This is a genomic window from Acinetobacter vivianii, assembly GCF_014635885.1.
Classification (GTDB): Bacteria; Pseudomonadota; Gammaproteobacteria; order Pseudomonadales; family Moraxellaceae; genus Acinetobacter; species Acinetobacter vivianii.
In genome coordinates this window covers 384062-401257 of record NZ_BMDR01000002.1, presented here as the reverse complement: position 1 = coordinate 401257, position 17196 = coordinate 384062, and the positions used below count along the sequence as shown (strand labels likewise).

Sequence of the window (17196 nt, the reverse complement as noted above, 5' to 3'; positions counted from 1 at the left end):
TTTAGAGGGACTGAAATGCAACGTTATCCTATGACTCCCGAAGGCAAGGTTGCCTTAGAGAAAGAATTACAACAGCTCAAAACAGTTGATCGCCCACGTATTATCCAGGCGATTGCTGAAGCACGTGAGCACGGTGATTTAAAGGAAAATGCTGAATATCATGCTGCTCGTGAACAGCAAGGTTTCTGTGAAGGCCGTATTCAGGATATCGAAGGTAAACTTGGTGCAGTTCAAGAAATTGATGTCAAAACACTCGAGCAAAACGGTCGTGTTGTGTTTGGTGTGACGGTCACCATTGAAAACCTAGATACCGAAGAACGTAAGACTTATAAAATTGTAGGCGATGACGAAGCAGATTTTAAAATCAATAAAATCTCAGTAAATTCTCCGATTGCACGTGGTCTTTTAGGTAAAAATGAAGGCGACGAAGTTAAAATTCAAACACCACAAGGTGAAGTTGAATACGAAATCGTAAGTGTTGAATATATTTAACGCTCTCGATTAAGTCTCCAAAGAACTCTTCATTTATTGAAGAGTTCTTTTGTTTCAGGCATGCTATTTTGAATGAAAATAAAAAAATGAGATCACAAGTGCAGGATCGACTGATAAGTGCCTTTGTTTATGCGATTGCTGGGATTTTTTTAGGTCTTTTAATCACGGTGGCATGGGCTCCTTATCTTGATAGCAATACCCATCCCGTTGCAATCATTCTAAAAGTTACCCTCCTCTGTGCCTTTATTGGTTTTCTATTTCCCAATCAGATTCAACGCCTGTTTACGTGGGTGTGGAAATTTTTCTCTCATTAAAAAAACCACATTCACTTTAGTCGTTATAATGGCAGGGCTTTCTTCTAATTGTTATTGTTAAGATATGGATCAATTAATCAACTCTCCTGTTAAACACTGGTGTGAGTTCGAGTTTATTTCTAAGACGGTGAAAAACCCCAATATCCATATCAAGGGCAATTATTCTTATTATTCTGCTTATTGGGATCAGGGCTTTGAACGTTGTGTGGTGCGCTATCTACATGATAAGGCTTCCACACCAGAGAAACCGATTGATCAACTTTATATTGGTAATTTTGTCTGCTTTGGGGCCGAGTGCGTGATTATGATGGGTGGTAATCAATTACACCGCCCTGACTGGATCTCGACCTTCCCTTTTGATACACGCAGCTTTCTGCCTGCGGGCGATACAGTCATTGCAGATGGTTGCTGGATTGGTAGTCGAGTGATGATCATGCAAGGTGTGAAACTGGGTGAAGGTGCTGTGGTGGCAACAGGCGCTGTGGTTACTCAGGATGTTCCACCCTATGCAATTGTTGGTGGCGTACCAGCCAAAGTCATTAAATACCGCTTTTCTGAACAAGACATTGAAAAACTGCTTTCTCTAAAGCTTTATGATCTGGATGAAAAGCAGATTTTAAACATGCGAGAACAGTTGCAAACGGATGATGTAAAAGCACTTCTCGAATACTTTGAAAAAAATTAATCTGACTTTTTATAAATAAATCATGCTTATACCTCATGTTGTTTTTATATAAATTTCATGTAATTTTAATAAAATCGCGCTTAACCGTAATCCTATAAATAATAACTATCCCTATAAAAATGCTAGGTTTTATTCTCATCGCAACAGGTTTAGAATAGAACCATAGCTCATATATTAAGCAAATTTTATTAAATCAATTCAATGCAAAATCATAAATATAAGGAGTAACAACATGGCTTATCAAAAAATCTTGGTTGCAATCGATGACTCCGAAATTGCTGCAAATGTCATTCGTGAAGCAGCTCAACTGGCGAAAGCATTAGACAGTGAACTGACCGTAGTTGAAGTAATGACACTCGATCCCTATCTTGCCGATGCCTATATTCGTATGGGCCAAAGCAATGATTTGATCGAACGTGTTCGTGGCTATGTTCAAGATAATTTAACGAAAGCCGAGCAAAAATTTGAAGAACATGGCCTGACCGTAGCAACACAAATACTAGAAGGCTTTGCTGTACATCAGGAAATTATTGGCGCAGCGCAAAATCTGGGCGCAGACCTGATCATTATGGGCTCGCATGGGCGTACTGGTTTCAAACAGTTTGTATTGGGTAGCGTGGCGCAGAAAGTTTTGGCTGAAAGCCATATTCCAGTATTAATTGTTCGCTAGAAAATAAGCTCTGCTGAATTGAAAAAAACATGGTAAATACTTACCATGTTTTTTTATTTTTACTTATTGAGTTTTTAGCTCAATGGGTTTAGCTTTTTCTAAAACGTCATTCGAAATTTCATTTGTCGATACAATTGTTAATGACTGACCATTGGCCTGAAGTTTCTCTTTATTCAGATCATTTAAAACAACATTTGTATCTTTAGTACTGAGACTATACATCGCACCTGTTGCAGGATCGATAATTAGCAAGCCAATTATCCCACCAAATAAAATATTCCCGATATACCAGCCATTCATGCTCGAAGTGACTTTGATTTCTTTCTTTTCATAGCCATCTTTTTCAAAAATAACTGTATATCTTTCAGGAACAAAGAAACCAGCACCACGATTTAGGCTAACCGTAACAGGTGCTTTACCAACATGAATTTTTTTCCCATCACGATTTAAAATCGTGATATCACTTAATTCAGGTGTGCTCTGAAATGTCATGGTTTGAGTTTTACCCGAAATGATGCTGGCACAACCAGATAAACTGAGAACTACAGCCCCACAAAGTAGAGAAATTTTTTTCATTTAAATACCGAAAACACTAATGTAATTTTATGTAATCAAAGTGTAAATAAACTGTAAAAAAATTTCAAGATATTAATTTGGGTCTAAGTGGTGATTATTTTAAGGCTGCCAGCCAAAGGTTTTTAAACTCACCTTGCCATTCAATAAATAGATCCCCTCTTGTTCTAATAACATCTGTTGAACATTTTCACCGCGCTCATTGATTCGGGTCACACTGATTTTCCCTTGAGAATTAATGACACGATACCACGGGATTTCACTTTGCTTGTCTAAATGCTTAAGTACATAACCGACTAAACGCGCATGTTTAGGCAAGCCCGCCAGCTTGGCAATTTGACCATAACTTGCCACTTTGCCATACGGAATCAAGGCAATCACTTCCAAGATTTGTCGATGTAGTTCATTGGTATCTTGCACAATACAACCTATAAAAATCTGCTAAGATGATAAAAATCATGCGAAAATGCTAAACACAATAATTAAAACTCTACGACTTGAGAGAACAAAAATGCGGTTAAAACTCACAGCGCTGACAGTATTTTGTCTGATCTTTAGTGCATCCTGTACGACTCAAAAATCACCTGTAAAAATCACACCTTATAAATATCATTCAGGTTCTTCTGATGATCTACCTGTCGTCAATGTCAGTTTTATTTTTACCACCAATCGCCCAGAAGCCCAAGCCTTTGATACGAAACTGCAAATGTATAAAGAACTGGGGATCTTAAACCAGTATTTTGTCGATGAAGATAGTCAAAAAATCTTTAAGTTCAAAATACATCGTTATTATTCTTATCAGGACTTTAGTAAACGAAAATGTGATCTGGCCAATCAACTCAACCAGCCTAGAGCGTTAATTGCTGATCATATTCCTAGCGCCGTTAAAAGCTGTTTTCCCCGTCGCAAAAGCAAAGAAGTCCTCTTCATTATTTATGATTCATACGGCGATAAACTCAAATATGCCGACGTGACCAGTTGGGGTTTTAGAAATCGTGGGCAGCCTTTTATCCTGATCGACTGGGAGCGTCTAAATTATCAGATTCAAGCCGCCAGTGTGCACGAGATGGGACATGCTTTTGGCTTAAGCCATGTCTGTGCTCCTAAAGCGACCAAAGCCACACCAACCAATATTATGACCAGTTACGACTGTAAACTCGGTAGCGGTGGCTTACGTAATCTCGGCTTCACCAAAGAACAGCTCAGCATCATGCTCGATAATTACAACCGTTATCCTTAAAATTTCAGTTGTATATAAGCCCCTAATTGATCTTGTCCCAAAGTGTAATCTGCTGCGTTAAGTTGACGGATTAAAAAATGCTGTGCCTGTTCAAACTGTGTTTCATTCACAGGATAAGGCTGCCAAAAGCTCTGTAAATTATCAGTGAAGATTGGATAAAGCTGTACACTTTGTGCTTTTAAATTAATTCGAACCACCAGCCCATATGGCAACGCCTGATATTTTTCAAACTCGCCATTGCTATTAAACACACCATTACCAATCCCGAAGATCACGGGTTTATGGTTCATCCGTTGAATAGGCTGAATGGTATGTGACCCATGACCAATCACAAGATCAGCACCGATCTGGGTTAACACCCGCGCAAGCTTTTCCTGCTCAGGATGCGTGCTTTTAAAATCGATACCCCAATGACAAATCACAATAATCTTATGCTGTGGATATTGCACTCGATACTGCATGATTTGTTCAAATAGAATGGCGTTGATACTCGCCACACCTGCACTCCGTCCCAGTGCATAAAAATCATATTGCTGGTAGGCCGTCTGCCGATGCCAATAGCCATTAAAAATCGCAACACTTTGCTGTTCATTATGGATTTGCAGGCATTGGTGGGCTTTCTGCTGATCATTGCCTGCCCCGATAAAATTGATCTCGGCTTGATCTAGCAGCGCCAAAGTATGTGTGAGACTTGGTTCACCATAGTCCTTTAAATGATTATTGGCGAGGCACAAGGTATTCAAATGTATCCGCTTAAATTCGTCCAGCGTTTGCTTAGGTTGTGCACCCAAAATAAAGGCTTTTTTATCTGTTAATGGAGAGCTTTCATCAAGGTTGAACACAGCTTCAAAATTGGCAATATTGATCTCATCTTGGTGGAAAAAATGTTTGATCTTCTCAAAAGAATACGCATAGCCATAACGTTGTAACGCATCTTCTATTTCCTTGTTTTTTCTTTTATTTGTATAGAACTCACCAAAATAGGTATCGCCAATGATATTGATCCATTCACTTTTTGCCTGAATCTGTTTGGCAGGCAATACCCCTTGTTCAAAATAGTGATAATACGGCACCAAATGATCAATCCGATGCAAATCATCCAAGAGATGAAAAATGCCCAGACTCTGATTTTCATGGCAATAAGAGAAATAATAAGGGTGCTGCTGATGAGAGAAAATGAGAACAGCATCAAGCTGGTGACAGGTTAATACAGCACTGAATGGCGCAATCTCCCGTCCTGCAAGGTTGAATGTTTTGACAAATACCTTGTGCAATAAGGGCAAAGGCATTTCAAAAATGGCTTGTGCCAGACTTGCTAAATTTTGCAGGGTATTTTGCGCATAATGCTCTGGATGAGGAAGCCGTAATCCAAATCGCTGGGCGGTCTGCTCCATCTGAATTTGAGCCTGCTGCCAATCTCCAAACAAAGTCCAGCCAAGTGCCTGCTTATGCTCAAGTGTTTGGGTAAAACCCCAATATTGCAATAGCGCTAAAACAGAAGTGTCCTGTTTCAAAAACTGTGCTTGTTGATCGCTCTGTTCAAACTGTTGCTCTATTACAATTCGATCCTCAAATTGCAAATGACCTGCGAGGATACGTTGCAAAGTCAGATAAACTAAAATCCAGTCACCACATTCCCCTGCGATTTCAGTTTGCCAGAGCGGATGCTGAAAATTCTCATTGCCGATTTGGCTGATGATCTTGATCTCTTGAGGAAGGCTCATTTATTTCATCCTCAATAATTCAGTTTTCGAAATGCTGAACATAGGCCACATAACCAGAAAGATTATGTTCCTGATCATCAATACGGACACGGAAGCGGTCATGCCGGACATAAAAGGCATTGAGGCACTTCTCAGGACATGCCATATACATGGCCACTTCAGGATAGAAAAACCCTGTGCGCTGAAAATCACTACGAAATTCGATCAGTTTTTTTAAATCCTCAAACTGTGCTTTTACAATTAGCTCATGCAAACCCAAATCCCGAATCCGACATAGCATTTGATAAGCCGCCATCATCATTTCCAGCAAAGTGGCATAAGCTGTTTTACGATTGCGGATAAACACCAGATGCCTGAGGTAATTATTGATACCAAATTGAAAATATTTTTCTTCTGGACAAATTTTGGTGAGCTCATTGGTACAGTAACTTAGCCAATGGTCATGATAACTATCATACTTTTGTTCGATAAAACGCTCGAACATACGCTTGACTGTGTTCAACAGCTTTTCATCGGCCTGTAGCTGATACAGACGTAACAAGGCCAAAGCCGCTTCACCATCATAATAAATAATGCGGAACTGCTCTTTTACACTATAGTCAGGATAATGAAGAACATGCACGGTTTCCCCTGCTGCATTCACCATCGACAAAATGCCATTGGCCAAAGCTTGGGCATATCTCAGATACTGATCATTCCCTGTTATTTCCTGATATTTACTCAACATTAAAATCGCAGCGGCATTGGCACCCAGTTTGATTTCATTCAGTTGGTTTAGATCTGCACCATCTCGCATATAGGCCAGATCATTTTGCTTTTCGATATAAAAATGTTTTAAGGCATATTCAATGGCTGTTTGGATTTTTGCGATTCTTTGCTGTTGTGAATGTAGGGTCAGCGTCTCAATCAAGGCATAAGTCGAAGTACAGTGCCGCACTGTATTATAGCTACGGATTTCACGGTCATAGGCGGGGAAAAAACCATAGATAAAACGTCCATCCGCCTGAATCTGCTGTTCAAGAAACTGGGCGTTACCCTCAATCATCTGCGTGAAATGCTGTTTTTTGGACTCAGTTAAATAGCGGACACCATTTTCAGTGAATTGGCTGTGCAAGGGTAATAATTGACCATTTTCATAAAATACGGCATGGCTATCGAAGCTCCAGACCTGCTGGATTTGATTGAACTGGACTGGATGCGCTTGATGCGGATATTTCTTTGAAATACTGGCATCCAGATTATCTTGATCAAAAAAGTTGGGCGTGTCATAGCTCAAGCCACGGATAATCGCCTTACCATAAAGCTCCTGTTCCAAAAAACAGATCTGGAAATCCTGATCAAAACTGATGCCTTTGCGATAATGATTATTATGAAATTGGCATTTTAAGTCTTGCTCGATTTTCTGCCAGTATTCTGACTGGATGTTATAGGCCAGATCGAATTTTAAAAATTCTGCCAGTTGTCCCTGTGCCTGCAATTCTTGATCAAGAAAGGTAAACAGCTCCTGTTGCGTATATTGAAACTCGGTCAAAGATGTATTCCAGACGTGGCAACGTTGTGTTCTTTCACCATAAGACAAGAAAATAACCGTGTCGGTTAAACCCAAATGTTGCTGAACCTTTTCAAAGTAAGCGCTGAGTTGGTTTTTGAGTTGTTCAAGTGCTGAAATCGTCGTAATCGTCATAGATGCAGTTGTTAGAATTTTTAAGCGTTTTAAACAAGATAGCACAAATTTTTATGATCTTCTCAAAATGAAAAAGAGAACCCGAAGGTTCTCTTTTTATGCTAAAGCTTTAGGATTAGTAAATGATCTGGTTGTTATTTAACAGTGTATTCAGATCTGTTGTTACACCTTCAAGTACTAACAATGGTGTATAAGTACTGCTACCAAGAATACCAGGGTCACCATTACGATCGATTTCAATCGTTGTATTACCGCCACTTGTAGTTACGCGTAGGTATTCACTAATATTAAGCGCATTTTGATCCCCATCCAACAGATGCTGGATATCGATCTTGTCCGCCTGATCATTGTAATTCGCCGCACCTGTATTGGTGTTGCCAACAACAAAGTCTGTCCAGTGATCAACACCATTACCGCCTGTATTTGCACCATTACCAGCAGATGCAGCACTACCATTCAGGATTTGGAAGATCAGGGTATCTGATCCTGTACCAGTCGTGAAGGTATCGTTTGCAGCTGTACTGGTATAAAGCAGGTTGTAATCAGAATGAGTCAAGTCAATATTCAAGGTTGAGATCGACTCAGTACCTGTTGCAGAAATGATCTTGTAATCAATACTATCCGCAGATGTTAAATGTGTGGTCACATTGACATCATTTGGACGGTATTCATACGCACCATTGGCCTGCATGATCAAGATACCGTTACCTGTATTAATGCTTTGTCCAACAGCATCTACATATGATCCAGCAACACTATCCCACACCTGAAGTTTGTAGCCCTCATGTGTTGGAAGTCCTGTATCCGCAACCCCACCAATATCATCTCCGAGTAACACGTTACCATTGATCCATTCAGAGCTGTATTGATCCAAATGAATCGCTGTTGTAGTGACACTTGTATCTAAGGTGGTTGCGCCTAGAGATATGCCTTGTAAAGTGTATTGAACTCGATACAGACCCGCTGCCAGATAATCGACATTATCCTGGAAGGCTACACTGCCCGCCTGAATCGTTGCCAGACTACCCAATGCAGTTTGTGAACCCGTATAGATGGTATTGGTCCATGTCAAACCGCCATCTGTACTACGTTGAATCACATAGCTGACCGTTGGCAACAAGCTCGCAAGTGGCTGAGCAGTATAGACTGCAGCAAGATCAATATTGGCTACTGTTCCAGCCGCTACTGTAAAGCTATTCGAAGTCACAGAAGTCGAACCGATGAGATTGACCGTAATATTAGGACTATCTACATCAACTGCTGCATCTCTAGCATTCGAGAAGTCTGTTGTTGCAGTTGCAGTATCTGCATTTGCAGCAAACTCAACAACACCATCATTGCCCGGGTTGGCTGTATCCCAAACCACAGTTGCATCAGGTGAACCCACCTGAATATGCAATTGCGCTGTATCCGTCGCGCCCGTCAGAACATCACGGATGGTATAGGTAAATGTATCGACTTTGCCCACCGCACTCAAATCAGTGGTATTCGGTGTATAGGTATACGAACCGTTGGCAGAGATCACCAGCGTACCGTAAGCCCCAACGATTGTTGTATTGGTTCCAATCGTTTCAGTTGGTGCACCAGCAACTTCTGAAGTCACTGTTGAAACCTGTGTGGTCAAGGTAATTGAATCACCTGTTAACACATTGCCTTCAGCCTCAATCGCTGTATTGGTCGGTGCAACGGTATAGTCGAAGTCATCTTTCACTACACTCATGGTACCCAAGATACCAACGCCCACACCAGTGTAGACCATGAAGGCACGGTATTCGCCCTGACCTAGATCAGGTACTGTTACACCAATACCACCACTACCTAACAGACCGATGTTAAGCAATCCAGTGCTTGAACCACCATCAATGTTATGCCAAGTACCGTCTGCTGCTTTTTCTTGCAGAACCACCTTGTAGTCGTTGAATAAAGACAGTGAAACTGTTGGTGCGTAAGAGAATGTCACATCCGCGCCGTGTCCAGCTGCAATATTAAATTTCACACTCGGTGTACCCAGTAATGAGAGGTTGAGGTTCTCAGACAATCCAACCAGTAACAGATAACTTGCTGAACCGACTGCAACACCCAACTGACCTTGTGGAACAACATCAATACCCGCAGACACCACATCATCAATCGCATCTACAGGTGTAGCCACGATATCAGCTGGTTGTGAAGGATCCGTTGGATTCCAAGTCATATCGACAGCATCACTATCAATATGGAAGTACAAGGTGGCTTGCGATGAATTCACACCATCCGTCAAGGTATAGGTAAATTGATCGACTTGGCCCACACCACTTGCATTGGCAGTTGGTTGATAGCTGTAATTACCATTTGCGTAAATCGACAATGTACCGTAGTCACCGACAATCGTTGTGACACCCGTCGCATTCACGGCATGTGCAACACCATTGAATTCAACGCTGGTGATGCTACTGAAGCCAGAGGCTGTATCTGCATGTCCATTGAGACCAATGTCATGGATCACATTACCTTCCGCAGCTTCTACGCTGTAACCCGTAATGTTGGTTGCATCAAATACATCTTTCTGAACAGAAAGCGTACCCAGCAAGCTAACACCAACACCGCTACCCGCATAGGTCATAAAGGCTCTGTACTGACCTGCACCTAAACCATCTAATGTGATTGAATTACCACCAAAGGCTGCAAGGCTCAGTAAATCAGCATCGCCTGTACCATGTACAGCTACCCATTGATTTGTCGCAGTATCAAATTTCTGAACCACGAGTACATAGTCAGCAAGCAAGCTTGCATCGATTAATGCACTGTAATTGAACGTCACATCATTTAAGGTGTTGTCAGTCAAGGTAAAGCCGACACCTTGTCCACCCAACTGGAAGTCAAAATTCTCAGTTAAGCTTACTAAGGCTAGATATAAGTAGCTGCCTACCGCAACATCATTACCAATTTGCAGATATTCCGGATTAATCTCGGCAACTGCAAGGTCATCTACCGCAATCACTGGCGTACTGTTGCCAATCGTGAAGTCCAGACTTGCACTTGACGAGTTGCCGCCCAATGGATCTGACAAGGTATAAGTGAAGTGATCCACCAGACCTAGATTTGCATTGGTATTATTCGGTGTATAGATATAATCGCCATTTGCAAATATTTGCAGTGTTCCGTATTGACCGACAATGGTTGCACCATTGGTGAGATCAACTGTGGTTGTTACACCATTGAACGTTACAGAACCCACAACTGTGTAGCCTGTGACTGAGTCGGCATTGGTGCCCACACCTAGACCAGTAATCACGTTGCCTTCTGTCGCAACACCTGTGTAATCCACTTGTGTTGGATCAAAGACATCCATGGTACCTGTCAATGTGCCGAGGATACTCTTACCATATAGGCCGTTATAGGTCATGAAGGCACGATATTGTCCTTCTTCCAGACCTTCAAGAACCACTCCTGGAGTTGCATTCAAGCCGATACCTAACACACTAAGGTTAAGTAAAGATGCTTCACTGCTACCCGTAATCGATTCCCAACGATTCGTTACGGTATTGAATTTCTGTACGACAAGTTGGTAATCGCCCAATGCACCTTCATTAATCAGACTGCTATATTTGAATGTTGCTGTACCTTGCTCACCCGCAGCCACATTGAAGTTCACTGTGCTGTTCACAAATGGTAAAGGTGCTTGTAGGTTGATACCCGCCAACGATAGCAATGCAAGGTAAGTTGCGCTGCCCAGTGCACGATCATCTTCAATAAGATGCGGTTGTGCGCTAATTCCAGCATTCACTGCATCATCAGCTGCAATAATCGTTACTGTTGCAGGTTCTGAAGGATCCGCTGGGTTCCAGTTCATATCGACAACTTTACTATCGAGGTGAACATAGAAGGTCGCTTGTGAAGTCGTACCTGATGCTGGATCTCGTAAGGTATAAGTAAACTCATCTACCTGTCCTAAACCAGCACTGTCAGGATTTGGTGTATAGGTATAGTCGCCATTTGGATAGATCACTAAAGTACCGTGATCACCTGCCACTGTAGTTGGAGAGCCAGTGATAGCAACGCCATTAATTTCACTAATCACGCTGTTCGGCGTTGCGATATCAATCGCACCATTGGTATTCGGATCAGAGATCAAGTTACCATGTGCTGCAACAACATCGTATCCAGTGATCACCGCAGGGTTGTAGAGATCCACCTCACCATTCAAGGTCACACCGACTGCACCACCAAGCAGACCGTTGAAGGACAAGAATGCTCGATATTCGCCTTCAGTCAAGCCAGCAATTTGCGCGGTTGGTGTCGTACCTAATAAGGTCAGATTCAATAATGAACGGTCACCTGTACCATTCACCGCTTCCCATTGACCAGTCACTTCATTGTATTTTTGCAATACGACATTGTAGTTACCGAGTGCCGATGCACCAATCAGGCTGTTGAAGCTAAATGTTGCAACACCTTCTTGTCCAGCAGCGACATTGAAATCAACGGTATCCACAGTCAACAATTGCAAGTCGACCAGATTTCCGACATTCAACAAGATGCCATAGAATGCCGAATCTGTTTCTGTGCCCACCAATTGATATTGTGGATTGATTTCCACTTCAACCAAGTTGTCCGCAGCACGGATTGAATCGAACACAATATTCAGATTTGCTTCTGTCGTCGCACCTGTGACCGGATCGGTTAAGGTATAGGTGAATTGATCTGTTTGACCGACACCTGAACCATTCGCGAACGGAACATAGGTATAACTACCATCTTGATGGAAGGTAATCGTTCCATATAAACCATCGAAGCTTTCGCCATCGGCATCAATTGCATGGCCATTCACAGAAGATACGATCGTTGTCGATGTAATTTGATCGACTTGTCCTGTTGGATCTGGATCAAGGATCACGTTACCTTCTGCATTGCCGACTTCATATCCGCCAGGGATCGATAGATCATAATCATCCATCGTCGCAGACAAGGTACCCAGTACACCAACACCTAATAAGCCATCGTAAGTCAAGAAGCCACGGTATTGTCCCGCTTCCAAACCTTCGAGTACGACACCTGGAACATTTCCAATGCCAAGACCAAGTAAGTGCAGGCTAAGCAATGAAGCATCGCTATCGCCGTGGATAGATTCCCATTGATTCGTTGTCGTATTAAATTTTTGTACAACTAATTTATAGTCGGACAACAATGCAGCATCAATTAAGCCACTGTATTGGAAGGTCACAGTACCTTCATGGCCTGGATCTACCTCAAAGCCAAGTGAGTTACCACCAAGTTGAAGATCAATACCTGCCAATGAGGTTAACAATAGATATGAAGTACTACCCAAGCTCACATCATCTTGAACCAATGCTGGTTGTGGGCTAAGGACAGCATGTCCAATGTTATCGTAAGCGATTAAGGTACCTGTATTCACAGTATAAGTAACATCGCTTGTCACATCACCCACGTTACCTGCTGCATCTGTCGCCTTAACAGTGACATTAATCACTTTATCAGCATCGGCAACCAGCTCCGCACCAGCTACAGAGATACTCCATAGACCGCCCGCTTGAACTGTAGTGCTGATATCCACACCATTTACATTGACGATGACTGCATCACCAACCGTAAACTCTCCAGTGACCGTACCACTAATGGTTTGGTTCACTCCAGCTTCAGTTGAATCAACAATATTGTCTCCTGTAATCGGATCAATTGTGACCGTCGTTGTAGAACTATCTGGTGGCGTAATATCCACTGTATAGACTTGAGTATCGGTGATGTTACTGCTGTTACCTACCGCATCCGTGAAGGTTGCTGTGGCTGCGATAGTCTTGTCATTGTCAGCCAGCAAATCACTGCCCGCTACATCTGCAGTCCATGTACCCGCTGCTGCATCAACAGTTGCAGTGTACGTCACGCCATTGATAAGCAGTGTCACCACCGTGGTTGCTGCATCTGCAGGGATTCCGGTTAAGGTACCTGTTACAGTCACTGTGCCAGTTGATTCTGCGGCATTCAACACGTTGTCTGCAGTCACATCATCAATCGTTAAGGTTGCACCTGCTGGATTTGGTGGAGTGAGATCCACTGTTTCTGTACCTGGTACAGACGGGTTACCTGCAGGGTCAGTCGCAATTGCCGTGATGGTATCACCATCCACCAAGCCACCTGGGTTTGGTACGCTCCATTCGCCTGTCACTGGATCAGTCACTACATCAACTGTTGTGCCATCCGGGAAGGTTACAGTCACCGTTGAACCTGGTTCTGCGGTACCCGTGATTGGATCGGTACCATTGACCGGATCAATCTCTGGCGCTGCTGGTGCAGTCACATCCACCGTATAAGTTTGTGTATCAGTCACTGTGCTGCTGTTGCCTGCTGCATCGGTGAAGGTGGCTGTCGCATCGATGGTCGCATCTGGATCTGCAAGTAAGTCACTACCTGCTACATCTGCAGTCCAGTTACCTGTCGCTGCATCAACAGTTGCAGTGTATGTCACACCATTGATAAGCAGTGTCACCACCGTGGTTGCTGCATCTGCCGGGATACCGGTTAAGGTACCTGTCACAGTCACTGTGCCCGTTGATTCTGCGGCATTCAACACGTTGTCTGCAGTCACATCATCAATCGTTAAGGTCGCACCTGCTGGATTTGGTGGAGTGAGATCCACTGTTTCTGTACCTGGTACAGACGGGTTGCCTGCAGGATCGGTGGCAATTGCCGTGATGGTATCACCATCCACCAAGCCACCTGGGTTTGGTACAGTCCATTCGCCTGTGGTTGGATCAGTCACCACATCAACGGTTGTGCCATCCGGGAAGGTCACAGTTACGGTTGAACCTGGTTCTGCAGTACCGGTGATTGGATCGGTACCATTGACCGGATCAATCTCTGGCGCTGCTGGTGCAGTCACATCCACCGTATAAGTTTGTGTATCAGTCACTGTGCTGCTGTTGCCTGCTGCATCGGTGAAGGTGGCTGTCGCATCGATGGTCGCATCTGGATCTGCAAGTAAGTCACTACCTGCTACATCTGCAGTCCAGTTACCTGTCGCTGCATCAACAGTTGCAGTGTATGTCACACCATTGATAAGCAGTGTCACCACCGTGGTTGCTGCATCTGCAGGAATACCGGTTAAGGTACCTGTCACAGTCACTGTGCCCGTTGATTCTGCAGCATTGAGTGTGTTGTCCGTGGTGACTGGTGCAACAGTCAGTGTGGTACCCGTGGTATCTGGTGCAGTGGTATCTACAACATAGTTGTGATCTGCACTGATCGGTCCTGTACCCGTTACATCAACAGTCACTTCAATAGTGCTGTCTGCATCTGCGGTCAACTCGCTACCTGGAACAGTCACGCTCCATGTACCATCCGCCTGTACCGTCGTGTTGTAATTGTTGCCATTGACCACAACTGTCACTGCATCACCTGCAGTGAAGCCGCCTACAACCGCACCACTGATGGTTTGGTCTACGCCTGCTTCTGCGGCATTGACGATGTCATCGCCTGCAACTGGATCAAACACCACCACTGGTGTGGTGATATCCACGGTGTAGCTGGCATCTGCTGTCACAGTACCGGTGTTACCTGCGGCATCTGTTGCCGTAATGCTGACATTGATGGTGCTGTCTGCATCAAGGACTAACTGTCCGCCATCAACCNCGATGTCATCGCCTGCAACTGGATCAAACACCACCACTGGTGTGGTGATATCCACGGTGTAGCTGGCATCTGCTGTCACAGTACCGGTGTTACCTGCGGCATCTGTGGCCGTAATGCTGACATTGATGGTGCTGTCTGCATCAAGGACTAACTGTCCGCCATCAACTGTAACGCTCCATAAGCCGCCAGTTTGTACGGTCGTGGTGATGTCCACGCCATTGACATTAACTGTGACCACATCACCCACGCTGTATTCACCAGTGACCGTACCGCTAATGGTCTGGTCTGTTGCTGCTTCGCTTGAATCAACAATGCCATCGCCTGCAATCGGGTTAATGGTAATCGTAGTGGTACTGTTGTCTGGGCCAGTGGTATCGACTGTATAGACCTGAGTATCAGTCACTGTGCTGCTGTTACCTGCGGCATCGGTGAAGGTTGCTGTCGCATCGATGGTTGCATCGGTATCTGCAAGTAAGTCACTACCTGCCACATCTGCAGTCCAGTTACCTGTCGCTGCATCAACAGTTGCTGTGTAGGTCACACCATTGATAAGCAGTGTAACAACCGTGGTTGCTGCATCTGCAGGAATACCGGTTAAGGTACCTGTCACGGTCACTGTGCCCGTTGATTCTGCGGCATTCAACACGTTGTCTGCAGTCACATCATCAATCGTTAAGGTTGCACCTGTATTGTCTGGTGCTGTGGTATCGACAGTATAAGTTTGTGTGTCGGTCACGGTGCTGCTGTTGCCTGCTGCATCGGTGAAAGTGGCTGTCGCATCAATGGTCTTGTCACCATCTGCAAGCAAGTCACTACCTGCCACATCTGCAGTCCAGTTACCAGTCGCTGCATCGACAGTTGCGGTATAAGTCACACCATTAATAACGAGTGTCACCACCGTGGTTGCTGCATCTGCAGGGATACCAGTTAAGGTACCTGTCACGGTCACAGTGCCAGTTGATTCTGCGGCATTCAACACGTTGTCTGCAGTCACATCATCAATCGTTAAGGCAGCACCAGTATTATCTGGTGCTGTGGTATCGACAGTATAAGTTTGTGTATCGGTGACTGTGCTGTTGTTACCTGCTGCATCGGTGAAGGTTGCAGTCGCATCAATAGTCTTGTCACCATCAGCAACTAAATCACTACCTGCGACATCTGCTGTCCAGTTACCAGTTGCTACATCGACAGTCGCGGTGTAAGTCACACCATTAATCAATAAAGTGACAACAGTCGTTGCTGCATCGGCTGGGATATTCGTTAAAGTACCTGTGATGGTCACAGTGCTTGCTGATTCTGCTGCATTCAATACATTATCGGCAGTTACGTCATTAATGCTTAATACCGAACCTGTCGTATCTGGTGCATCCGTATCTACTGTATAGCTTTGATCAGCATCGATTGGTCCAACACCAGTAACTTCAACTGTTACATTGATTTTACTGTCCGTATCTGCTGTTAATTCACTACCTGGAACAGTCACACTCCAAACACCACCTGTTTGTAAGGTAGTCGTGTAATCTGTGCCATTAACATTGACAGTGACTTTATCTCCGACAGTAAAGCTTCCAACTACTGAACCACTGATGGTTTGATCGACGCCAGCTTCAGCTGCATTGACGACATTATCCCCAGCAATCGGGTTAATCACTACAACTGGTGTGGTGATATCTACGGTGTAAGTAAGGTCTGCTGTAACATTACCAACGTTACCTGCGGCATCTGTTGCCGTAATGCTGACATTGATGGTGCTGTCTGCATCAAGTACTAACTGTCCGCCATCAACTGTAACGCTCCATAAGCCACCAGTTTGTACCGTCGTGGTGATGTCCACGCCATTGACATTAACTGTGACCACATCACCCACGGTGTATTCACCAGTAACCGTACCACTAATGGTCTGGTCTGTTGCTGCTTCGCTTGAATCAACAATGCCATCGCCTGCAATCGGGTTAATGGTAATCGTGGTGGTGCTGTTGTCTGGGCCAGTGGTATCGACTGTATAAGTTTGTGTGTCGGTCACTGTGCTGCTGTTGCCTGCGGCATCGGTGAAGGTTGCTGTCGCATCGATGGTCGCATCGGTATCTGCAAGTAAGTCACTACCTGCCACATCTGCAGTCCAGTTACCCGTTGCTGCATCCACAGNATTATCCCCAGCAATCGGGTTAATCACTACAACTGGTGTGGT

10 protein-coding genes are annotated in these 17196 nt (G+C 44.0%); 5 read left to right on the top strand and 5 right to left on the bottom strand.

The window, feature by feature from the left end; genetic code table 11:
* Positions 1 to 15: 15 nt before the first annotated feature.
* The 4 genes from greA to IEV36_RS05625 all read left to right on the top strand — a co-directional run bounded on the left by greA (position 16) and on the right by IEV36_RS05625 (position 2161).
* Entirely contained in the window at positions 16 to 492 is a 477-nt protein-coding gene (gene greA / locus IEV36_RS05640) for a transcription elongation factor GreA (protein ID WP_004774816.1), read from the top strand.
* 98 nt (positions 493 to 590) lie between these two features.
* The gene (locus tag IEV36_RS05635) at positions 591 to 806 is read left to right on the top strand and encodes a hypothetical protein (protein WP_032864099.1); all 216 of its coding nucleotides are present in this window, start codon (positions 591 to 593) and stop codon (positions 804 to 806) included.
* 64 nt (positions 807 to 870) lie between these two features.
* On the top strand, positions 871 to 1491 hold the full coding sequence (locus IEV36_RS05630; protein WP_005259176.1) for a CatB-related O-acetyltransferase: 621 nt from the start codon (positions 871 to 873) through the stop codon (positions 1489 to 1491).
* Positions 1492 to 1723: 232 nt separating this feature from the next.
* Complete coding sequence (locus IEV36_RS05625; protein ID WP_004774810.1) at positions 1724 to 2161, top strand: universal stress protein; 438 nt, start codon at positions 1724 to 1726, stop codon at positions 2159 to 2161.
* A 63-nt stretch (positions 2162 to 2224) separates the two neighbouring features.
* On the opposite strand, the gene IEV36_RS05620 is transcribed toward IEV36_RS05625, so the two are convergent.
* Together IEV36_RS05620 and IEV36_RS05615 are read right to left on the bottom strand one after the other, a co-directional pair.
* Entirely contained in the window at positions 2225 to 2737 is a 513-nt protein-coding gene (locus IEV36_RS05620; protein ID WP_004774809.1) for a hypothetical protein, read from the bottom strand.
* Positions 2738 to 2836: 99 nt separating this feature from the next.
* The gene (locus IEV36_RS05615) at positions 2837 to 3154 is read right to left on the bottom strand and encodes an MGMT family protein (RefSeq protein WP_004774808.1); all 318 of its coding nucleotides are present in this window, start codon (positions 3152 to 3154) and stop codon (positions 2837 to 2839) included.
* A gap of 91 nt (positions 3155 to 3245) precedes the next feature.
* Between IEV36_RS05615 and IEV36_RS05610 the strand changes: the two genes are divergently transcribed.
* On the top strand, positions 3246 to 3974 hold the full coding sequence (locus tag IEV36_RS05610; RefSeq protein WP_005259178.1) for a zinc metalloprotease: 729 nt from the start codon (positions 3246 to 3248) through the stop codon (positions 3972 to 3974).
* On the opposite strand, the gene IEV36_RS05605 is transcribed toward IEV36_RS05610, so the two are convergent.
* The 3 genes from IEV36_RS05605 to IEV36_RS05595 form a co-directional block, all read right to left on the bottom strand.
* Positions 3971 to 5698 carry a CapA family protein gene (locus IEV36_RS05605; RefSeq protein ID WP_005259180.1) on the bottom strand — a complete coding sequence of 576 codons (1728 nt, stop codon included), beginning with the start codon at positions 5696 to 5698 and terminating at the stop codon, positions 3971 to 3973. The genes IEV36_RS05610 and IEV36_RS05605 overlap by 4 nt on opposite strands.
* A 19-nt stretch (positions 5699 to 5717) precedes the next feature.
* A complete protein-coding gene (locus IEV36_RS05600; protein ID WP_005259182.1) occupies positions 5718 to 7382 on the bottom strand; it encodes a hypothetical protein in 1665 nt (554 codons plus the stop codon).
* 115 nt (positions 7383 to 7497) lie between these two features.
* Positions 7498 to 17118, bottom strand: coding sequence for a beta strand repeat-containing protein (locus IEV36_RS05595; RefSeq protein ID WP_444978631.1), 9621 nt, complete (start codon positions 17116 to 17118; stop codon positions 7498 to 7500).
* Positions 17119 to 17196: the final 78 nt, after the last annotated feature.

What these genes read in the sequence shown, in the direction of transcription:
- greA (WP_004774816.1), top strand. Translation starts at nt 16, where the DNA reads ATGCAACGTTATCCTATGACTCCCGAAGGCAAGGTTGCCTTAGAGAAA.
- IEV36_RS05630 (WP_005259176.1), top strand. Translation starts at nt 871, where the DNA reads ATGGATCAATTAATCAACTCTCCTGTTAAACACTGGTGTGAGTTCGAG.
- IEV36_RS05625 (WP_004774810.1), top strand. Translation starts at nt 1,724, where the DNA reads ATGGCTTATCAAAAAATCTTGGTTGCAATCGATGACTCCGAAATTGCT.
- IEV36_RS05620 (WP_004774809.1), bottom strand. Translation starts at nt 2,737, where the DNA reads ATGAAAAAAATTTCTCTACTTTGTGGGGCTGTAGTTCTCAGTTTATCT.
- IEV36_RS05610 (WP_005259178.1), top strand. Translation starts at nt 3,246, where the DNA reads ATGCGGTTAAAACTCACAGCGCTGACAGTATTTTGTCTGATCTTTAGT.
- IEV36_RS05605 (WP_005259180.1), bottom strand. Translation starts at nt 5,698, where the DNA reads ATGAGCCTTCCTCAAGAGATCAAGATCATCAGCCAAATCGGCAATGAG.
- IEV36_RS05600 (WP_005259182.1), bottom strand. Translation starts at nt 7,382, where the DNA reads ATGACGATTACGACGATTTCAGCACTTGAACAACTCAAAAACCAACTC.